The 7,735-nt window shown below is 68.2% G+C and carries 7 protein-coding genes and 1 pseudogene; 1 reads left to right on the top strand and 7 read right to left on the bottom strand.

Features of this window, described 5'->3' with window-relative positions; translation table 11 throughout:
• Positions 1-92: 92 nt before the first annotated feature.
• The 7 genes and pseudogenes from V6V89_RS40655 to V6V89_RS40625 all read right to left on the bottom strand — a co-directional run bounded on the left by V6V89_RS40655 (position 93) and on the right by V6V89_RS40625 (position 7,025).
• Positions 93-909, bottom strand: a pseudogene (locus V6V89_RS40655) (IS110 family transposase).
• 110 nt (positions 910-1,019) lie between these two features.
• A complete protein-coding gene (locus V6V89_RS40650) occupies positions 1,020-1,214 on the bottom strand; it encodes an ATP-binding cassette domain-containing protein (RefSeq protein ID WP_334625053.1) in 195 nt (64 codons plus the stop codon).
• Positions 1,215-1,304: 90 nt separating this feature from the next.
• Positions 1,305-2,750: a glycoside hydrolase family 43 protein gene (locus V6V89_RS40645; protein ID WP_334625052.1), complete on the bottom strand. Its 1,446-nt coding sequence runs from the start codon at positions 2,748-2,750 to the stop codon at positions 1,305-1,307.
• Positions 2,747-3,559, bottom strand: a complete 813-nt coding sequence (locus V6V89_RS40640) for a carbohydrate ABC transporter permease (RefSeq protein WP_334625051.1) — start codon at positions 3,557-3,559, stop codon at positions 2,747-2,749. The genes V6V89_RS40645 and V6V89_RS40640 overlap by 4 nt, the downstream gene beginning before the upstream one ends.
• Positions 3,560-3,563: 4 nt before the next feature.
• Complete coding sequence (locus V6V89_RS40635; RefSeq protein ID WP_334625049.1) at positions 3,564-4,508, bottom strand: carbohydrate ABC transporter permease; 945 nt, start codon at positions 4,506-4,508, stop codon at positions 3,564-3,566.
• Positions 4,509-4,510: 2 nt separating this feature from the next.
• On the bottom strand, positions 4,511-5,791 hold the full coding sequence (locus tag V6V89_RS40630; RefSeq protein WP_334625048.1) for a sugar ABC transporter substrate-binding protein: 1,281 nt from the start codon (positions 5,789-5,791) through the stop codon (positions 4,511-4,513).
• Positions 5,792-5,900: 109 nt separating this feature from the next.
• On the bottom strand, positions 5,901-7,025 hold the full coding sequence (locus V6V89_RS40625; protein WP_334625047.1) for a LacI family DNA-binding transcriptional regulator: 1,125 nt from the start codon (positions 7,023-7,025) through the stop codon (positions 5,901-5,903).
• 284 nt (positions 7,026-7,309) lie between these two features.
• Between V6V89_RS40625 and V6V89_RS40620 the strand changes: the two genes are divergently transcribed.
• Positions 7,310-7,675 carry a restriction endonuclease gene (locus V6V89_RS40620; RefSeq protein WP_334625046.1) on the top strand — a complete coding sequence of 122 codons (366 nt, stop codon included), beginning with the start codon at positions 7,310-7,312 and terminating at the stop codon, positions 7,673-7,675.
• The last annotated feature ends 60 nt before the right edge of the window (positions 7,676-7,735 follow it).

The following is a 7,735-nucleotide window of genomic DNA, read 5'->3' as shown; positions in this document are numbered from 1 at the left end:
CACCGACCCACCCTCCACGGTCGATGACCGCCCAAACCAACCCACAGATCAGTCAGAAGAGCCAGAAACGGGGGGTGTCCCTATGGGTTTTGTCAAGCAGCGAGGCGGGGTTCGTCCGTCGTTTTGTGCTGGTAGGGGGTTTGGGTGCGGAGCATGGCGTGTAGGACGTCGACGCGGCGGCGGGCGGGGCAGATGAGGGCGGCGTTGTGTTTCTTGCCTTCGGCTCGTTTGCGGTCGTAGTAGGTGCGGCTGGCGGGGTCGGACAGGGCGGCGAACGCGGACAGGAAGAACGCGCGTTTGAGCTGCTTGTTGCCGCCCTTGGGTGGATGTTCGCCGCGGATGCTGGTGCCGGAGCGGCGGGTGACCGGGGCCAGGCCGGCGTAGGCGGCCAGATGGCCGGGGGTGGGAAATGCGCTGCCGTCGCCGACTTCGAGCAGGATGCGGGCTGCGGCCCTGACCCCGATGCCGGGCATCGAGGTCATGATCCCGGCAAGAGGGTGGTCATCGATCCTGTTCTCGACTTCGGCGGCGAGCTGGTCTCGTTGGCGTAGCAGGTCGCGCAGGTTGTCTGCCAGTCGGGGCAGGACGGTCTCGGCGGTGCCGGTCTTGGCGGTGCCGGGATGCAGGTCGGCCAGGCGGCGCATGGCCAGGCCGGGCAGGTAGGCCACGTGATGCCCGCAAGCGCGGGCGGCCGCGACCGGCAGCGCGCCGATCGAGGCGGGTTGGTCGACCACGACCAGGATGCGACCGTGGCGGGCCAGTTTGGTGAACAGGGCCCGGAGTCTGGCTTCGGTGTTGGGCAACTGCGCGTCGTGCAGCCGCTTGCCGTCCGGGGACAGCCCGACCGCATGGTGTCCGTCCGTCCTTGCCGACGTCCAGGCCCAAGAAGACGCCGAACCCCTCGTGCACGCCTTGCCTCCTCGCACCGCTGCGGTGGCCTCGGTCGCTGGTCTGGGCGTCGGACTGCCGGCAGCCACGTTACGAAGAGACCAACCCCAGGTGGGGCGGCCGGGTCCCTATCAGCGGTCCGCCGACGCCACCCGACCCGGTGACAACACCAGCGTCGATGTCTTGCCGGCACCGTTGGTGCCCAGCAGGGCGAACAGCTCGCCCCGCGCGACGGTGAACGAGACGCCACGCGCCGCCTCGAATCCGCCGGTCGCGCCGTACCGGCGGCGCAGGTCGCGGACGTCTATGACGTCAGTGTCTTCCATGTCGATGAGTCTTGGGCAGCCGGGCCGGCGGCTGCAGTGCGAGCACTCATCGATCGTGGTGCGTACCGCACCGCCGACCGGTGACAAATGTCAGGCGAGGCCTGCTCCTCGGGACCGCTGGGTGGTGTATCGCACTTCGTGCAGGGTCGTCACGCCGTTCAGCGTCTGGAGTCCGACCACCCGGCCGGTGAATCCGCTCGCCACCTCGGTGGAGAGGTACCTTCCGTCGAAGGCGGCCAGTTCGCGGTACTCGGGTCCAAGGCCCACGCCGAGCGCGACGTCGTCGGGGCCGCCCTCCGACGGCGCGCGCGATTCGATGCGCAGGGTGACCGGCCTCCGCTCGGCGATCATGGCGGTGCCCAGCTCGCTCTCCAGCGGGCCGATGCGCAGGCGGGCGACCACGCGGCCGGCGCGCAGGTCCAGCGCGCACCAATGCCGGTCGTCCACGCGCAGCAGCAGCCGGAAGGCCCCGCCGTCGAGGGCCACGGTCGCGGTAAACGACCACGCCGGGTCATAGGCGCGGACGGCCAGGACGCCGCCGGCGCGCAGGCGCGCGGCGCGCGGGCCGTCACGTTCGACGAGCAGGTCCGGCGCGGCGTCCGGTGATATCCAGCGAGGATGCAGGCGCTCCCCGCACAGGTCGTCGGTGTACGAGTGGTCACGGTGCGGAACCGGGTAGCGGGTCTCGTCGAACACCGGCCAGCCGTCCACCCACTCGATGCCGGCGAGGAAGGTTTCCCGCCCATTGACGTGGTATGACGGCGTCGCACCGCGCGGGCGGGTACCCAGATAGACGACGGCCCATTCCCCGTCAGGCCGTTCGATCAGGTCGGCGTGGCCGCAGTTCTGTACCGGGTGCGTGGTGCTGCGGTGGCTGAACATCGGGTTGTGCGGTGCTCCCTCGAACGGCCCGGTGATGCTGCGGGAGCGTGCGACGGACACGGCGTGTCCGCGCTCGGTGCCGCCCTCGGCGATCAGCAGGTACCACCACCCGTCCCGGTGGTACAGGTGTGGGCCCTCGGGCCAAGCCAGTCCGGTACCCGACCAGAGCCGGCGCGGGGCTTCCAGCAGGGTGCCGGTGTCCGGGTCGATGGCGGCCTGGACGATGCCCGCCGGCTCCTTGGCATGCCAGGTGAGGTAACACCGGCCGGTTTCGTCCCAGGCGATGTCCGGGTCGATGCCGTCGGCCCCGTCCAGAAAGACCGGCTCGGACCACGGGCCGCGGGGGTCGCCGGCGGTTACGAGCAGGTGCCCTTTGCTGTGCGAAACGTTCGTGGTTACCAGCCAGAACCGTCCATTGTGGTATCGCAGGGTGGGTGCGTAGATGCCGCGGCTGGCCGCGTCGCCGCCCGGTGCGAGCAGGCTCGGGCGGTCCAGGGCGTTGCCGATCTGCTGCCAGGTGAGCAGGTCCTGGCTGTGGAAAATGGGGACGCCGGGAAAGTACTCGAACGAGGACGTGGCCAGGTAGTAGTCGTCGCCGACCCGGCAGATGGTCGGGTCGGGGTGGAAACCGGCGATGGCCGGTACGGCGTTCATTTGACTCCCGTCAGGGCGATGCCCTGGATGAAGTAGCGCTGGAGCGCGACGAAAAGGGCGAGCACTGGCGTGATGACGAGCACCGAACCGGCCAGCAGCACGCCATAGTTGGTGGCGTTCTGGCCGGTGGAGTACAGCGAAAGCGCGACCGGAAGCGTGTACATGTCTTCGTTCTGGGCCACCACGAGCGGCCAGAGGAAGTTGTTCCACGACCCGAGGAAGGTCAGGATCGCCAGCGTGGCGAGGGGCGCGCCGCACAACGGCAGGACGACCCGTGCGAAGATGCGTACCTCGCCGGCACCGTCGATGCGGGCAGCCTCTATGAGCGCGTCGGGAATGCCCATGATGAACTGTCGCATGAGGAACACGCCGAGGGGTCCTGCAAGGAACGGCAGGATCAGCGCGGGATAGGTGCTGACCATGCCGAGTTTGCTCACCACGACGAACAGCGGCACGAACGTCACCAGCCCGGGCACCATCAGCGTCACCATGACCAGGAGGAACAGCGCGCGTTTGCCGGGGAACTCGAGCTTGGCCAGCGCGTACCCGACCATCGAACAGAACAGCAGGTTCCCGAGCACCGTGAACGCCGCTACCACGAGGCTGTTGAGGAAGAAGCGGCCGATGTCCAGCTCGCCGAACCAGGTGCCGAAGTTGTCGAGGGTCGGCTGCTCCGGCCACCACGTCGGAGGGCGGCGCAGCAGTTCCCCCTGCGTCTTGATGGATCCCAGCAGCATCCAGACGAACGGGACGAGCGTCGCGACAACCGCCACGATCAGGACGAGATAGGTGAAGATCCTGGCGCGCACGGATTCAGTCCTTCGAACGGAAGGCGCGGAACTGGATGACGCTCAACGCGGCGATGACCACGAAGAGCACATAGCTCGCGGCGGAGGCGAGACCATAGTTGCCGAACCCGAACTGGTTGTAGGTGAAATAGCTGATCGACAGCGTCGAGTCGAGCGGGCCGCCGCGCGTCATCACGAACGGCTCCTCGAAGAACTGCAGATAGCCCACCGACAGCAGCACGGCGCCCAGCAGCAGCGTCGGGCGCAGGATCGGCAGTGTCACGCGGACGAACCGCTGCCAGCTCGACGCACCGTCCACTTCGGCCGCTTCCAGCAGCTCTCGGGGCACGGTCTGCAGGCCGGCGAGGAAAATCACCATGAGGGTGCCCATGTTGCGCCAGACCGCCAGCAGGATCATCGCGGGCATCGACCAGTGCGGGTCGCCCAGCCAGTCCGGGCCGGAGACGCCGAGCCAGCCGATCACCGTGTTGAGCAACCCGTCGGGCTGCAGGATGAAGCGCCACACCACGGCGACCGCGACGATGCTCGTGACGACCGGCGCGTAGAAGCCGACCCGGAACGCGGTACGGAAGCGCGTGATGCCGCTGTTGAGCGCGACGGCGAGAGCGAGTGCCACCACCATGGTCAACGGAATCCCGATGGCGACGAAGTACGCCGTGTTGAGCATCGACCGCAGGAACTGCGTGTTCTGGAACAGGCGCTGGTACTGCTCCAGCCCGACCACGTTCACCGCGAACGGATTCGTCACGTCCCGGTTGGTGAGATCGGTGAACGAGATGCCCAGCGACGACACCAGCGGGAAGAGCATGAAGACCGCGAAGATCAGCACGAACGGTAGCGCGAAGAGGTAGGCGACCAGCGCCGTCCGCCGCCGGCTGCCTACCGGGCCCCCGCCACGGCTGCGAGCGCGCTGTGCCGCGCGCGCAGCCGGGATCTGGACAACCGCCACCGCTACCGGGTACCCGTGCCGAGCGAGTCCGCGGTCGCCTGGAGTTCCTTCATGGCCTGTGCGGGGTCCATGCCTGTCTTCATGATCTTTTCAACGAGCGTGTCAGCCGCGGCGGCGATCTGTGTCCACGTGGTGAGCGTGGGCGGCGTCTTGACGTTGTCGAGCTGCTTGCCGAAGACGGACACCTTGGGGTCGTTCGCCAGCGCCGGGTCGCTCCAGGCGGCCTTCTGCGACGGCAGGTCGGCGGTCGCTTTGAACCACTCCACCTGGGTACGCGGCTCGGTGAGCCACTGGATCAGCTTCCACGCCGCATCCGGGTTCTTGGCTTTGTCGAAGACCACCAGGTTGGCGCCAGCGGCCGAGGAGATGGGGGTCTTGCCGGGCGGTGCCGGTACGGGTGCCAGGGCGAACTTGTCTTCGAAACCGGCACCACCCGCCTTGGCGATCTGGCCCACGTCCCAGGGCCCGCTAAGGAACATCGGCACGCTGCCGTTGGCGAAAGCGCCCGCCGTCGCGCCCGGCTGGTCGTCCGGGCTCTTGTTGGCGAGGCCCTCGTCGAAGAAGCTTCTGAGGTACGCCAACGCCTCGACGGTCTCCGGCCGGTCGAACGTCCACTTCGTCTGGTCGGCGTTCATCAGTTCGGCACCGTTGGACCAGATGAACGGCAGGTCGCCGAAGAACGCGTTCCAGCCGCTGGACGGCAGCGCCACGCCGTACTGGGCGCCGGCCTTCTCCTTCATGGCCTTGGCGAGCTGCTTGAAGCCTTCCCAGTCGGTCGGGAAGGAGCTGAAGCCCGCCTTCTGCATCAGATCCGTACGGTAGAAGATCACCCGCGTCTCGACGTACCAGGGCACGCCGTAGTGCGTGCCGCCGACGTTGGTCGACTCGACGTTCGCCGGGTACATGCCGGAGGTGTCCACCTGCTTCGGCGTGGCGCGTAGGGCGTTCGCGAACGACGCCATCCAGTCGGTGCCGAGCATGCCGATGTCGGGCGTCGTGCCACCGGCGATCGCGGTCTGATACTTGTTCTGCGCCTGGTCCCACGGGATCGCCGTGACGTTCACCGTGACGTCGGGATTGGCGTCCCTGAAGCCCTTGAGGAAGTCGTTGAGCGCCTCCCCCTCGGTGCCTTGGGCCCAGATGTTGATAGTGCCGGTCGCCGGACCGGAAGAGATGCTGTCCGCGGGCTTGTCCGCCGGCCCCTCGTCGCTGCGACCACACGCGGCGACGGCGAGTACGGAGGCGACCATCACCGCGGTCAGCGTGCTGAGTTTTCGGGTCATGCCCACTCCCTCGTCGGCGCGGGTTCGGAACTCACAGTGGTAATCTAAGCGCATAACATAGGCGCACAGTACTTTTCCTGCAAGATCTTGCGAAGTTGCCTTTTTTCTGCTAAACAGTGGCGACGCACCCGCAGCTCGAGCCGCGTACGAACGTCGTCGGAAGCCAGGCGCGGTCGGCGCCGGCCGCGCCGTTCAGGGCGTCGGCCCCGCTCAGGACGCCAGGCTCGTCGGGAGGGGTGGCGTCGGCCAGGACGCCGGCCAAGATGCGTACGGCGGTGCGGCCGACCTCCTCCATCGGCTGCCGTACCGTCGTGAGCCGCGGCGTGGCGAGCCGCGCCGCGACCGTACCGTCGAATCCGGTGACCGCCACGCCACCCGGCACGTCGACCCCGGCCGCCCGCAGCGTGTCGATGGCCACCAGGGCCTCCTGGTCGGTGGCGCACACGAACACGTCGGGCAGCGCCCCGGACTCGATGTACGGCCTGACCGCTGCGATCGTGCTCGGGTCGTCGCTGGGGTGGCTGCGCACCGGCTCGGGCACCGGCAGCCCGTGGGCCGTTAGGGCGTCGGCGAAGCCGTCGTACCGGGCCCGGAACTCGGGCGTGCCGCGCTCGCCCAGGTACACCATCCGGCGAAGGCCGTGCGCCACAAGCAGATGCTCGGTCAGCTCGCGCATCCCGGTACGGTTGTCGACGAGCACGGTGTACACACCCTCGGCTCGAGCCTCTCCGCCCAGCTCCACCACGGGGATGCGCCGCGCGACCTGGATGATCGCCTCCGGCGGGGCCGAGCCGGCGAACGCGATGAGCCCATCCACCCGACCCGCGATGTCGATCACCGCGGGGAGGTTGCCGGGGTTGTGGCCGGCGCCCAGCATCAGCGCGTAGCCGCGCTGGCGGCACTCCAGCTCCACGCCCCACTGCACCTCGTCGACATAGAGCGGAAAGCGTCGGATGTCTGTCTCGGCCGCGATGCCGGGTCCCCTGGCGGGCGGCCCCGAGGGCACCGAATCGAGCAGATAGTCGAAGGTGTACAGGCCGATGGCGCCGGTACGCCCCTTCGCCAGCCCGCGGGCGCTGGCGCTGGGCACGTACCCGAGGTCGCCCGCGGCGGCGAGCACCGCCTCCCGTGTTGACTTCCTGACCCGGTCCGGCTGGGTGAAGACGAACGACACCGTGGCGATCGAGACACCCGCTCGCGCCGCGACGTCATAGACCGTCGGTCGTCGTCCCATGGCCGACAGTCTAGGCATCCATGATCAGGGGGCCGTGGTGTCACGGCAGGCGGGTCCAGCGGCCCTGCTCACCGTGGCGACATGGCGGCGCGCGCGTCGGCGGTCGCGGTATTGATCTTGCGCCGCGGCGGGTGAGGCCGCGGGAGCAGCGGCCTGGACCGCCGCGGACGTCGCGGTAGCTCACATCTGTGAACCGAAGCGGCGCCAGCGTGCCGCTCGCGCAGGCCGGGCGCGGCACCGCGCGCCCGGCTCCTCGCGCCTCGCCGACCTCGTAGGCGTTCGTGGTGGGCCTGGAGATCAAGCGTGAAATGGTCGAAGGCCAGTTCCGTGGCGTCCGAGCGGTTGATAGGCCCACCTCGACGATGCAAGCTGGCGGCTACATCACTCTGTTGGAGCAAAAGGACTTGGCCGACTACGACTTCCATACCCTCTCACCCAGCGACTTCGAGATACTGATTCATGATCTTCTCGAAGCCGACCGTCAATGGCGCTTGGAAGCGTTCGGGCGTGGCCGCGACGGAGGCGTTGACCTACGGGCAAAGACAACAGCGGGAAAGATAGTCGTCCAGTGCAAGCATTACCTGGGCTCGACGTTCTCGGATCTTCGCTCATCAGCACGTCGGGAAGTTCCGAAGATGGAGGAAGAGTGAGCTTCCCCCGGTTCTCCGGACACCTGAGGTGAGGTGGACGGCGGCTTCCAGGAAGGATGT

Source organism: Micromonospora sp. CPCC 206061, from assembly GCF_036906915.1.
Lineage (GTDB): Bacteria > Actinomycetota > Actinomycetes > Mycobacteriales > Micromonosporaceae > Phytohabitans.
This window is presented reverse-complemented; position numbering and strand designations above follow the sequence as displayed.

Coding starts and splice junctions, on each gene's coding strand:
- V6V89_RS40630 (WP_334625048.1), bottom strand. CDS start 5,791: ATGACCCGAAAACTCAGCACGCTGACCGCGGTGATGGTCGCCTCCGTA.
- V6V89_RS40650 (WP_334625053.1), bottom strand. CDS start 1,214: ATGGAAGACACTGACGTCATAGACGTCCGCGACCTGCGCCGCCGGTAC.
- V6V89_RS40645 (WP_334625052.1), bottom strand. CDS start 2,750: ATGAACGCCGTACCGGCCATCGCCGGTTTCCACCCCGACCCGACCATC.
- V6V89_RS40625 (WP_334625047.1), bottom strand. CDS start 7,025: ATGGGACGACGACCGACGGTCTATGACGTCGCGGCGCGAGCGGGTGTC.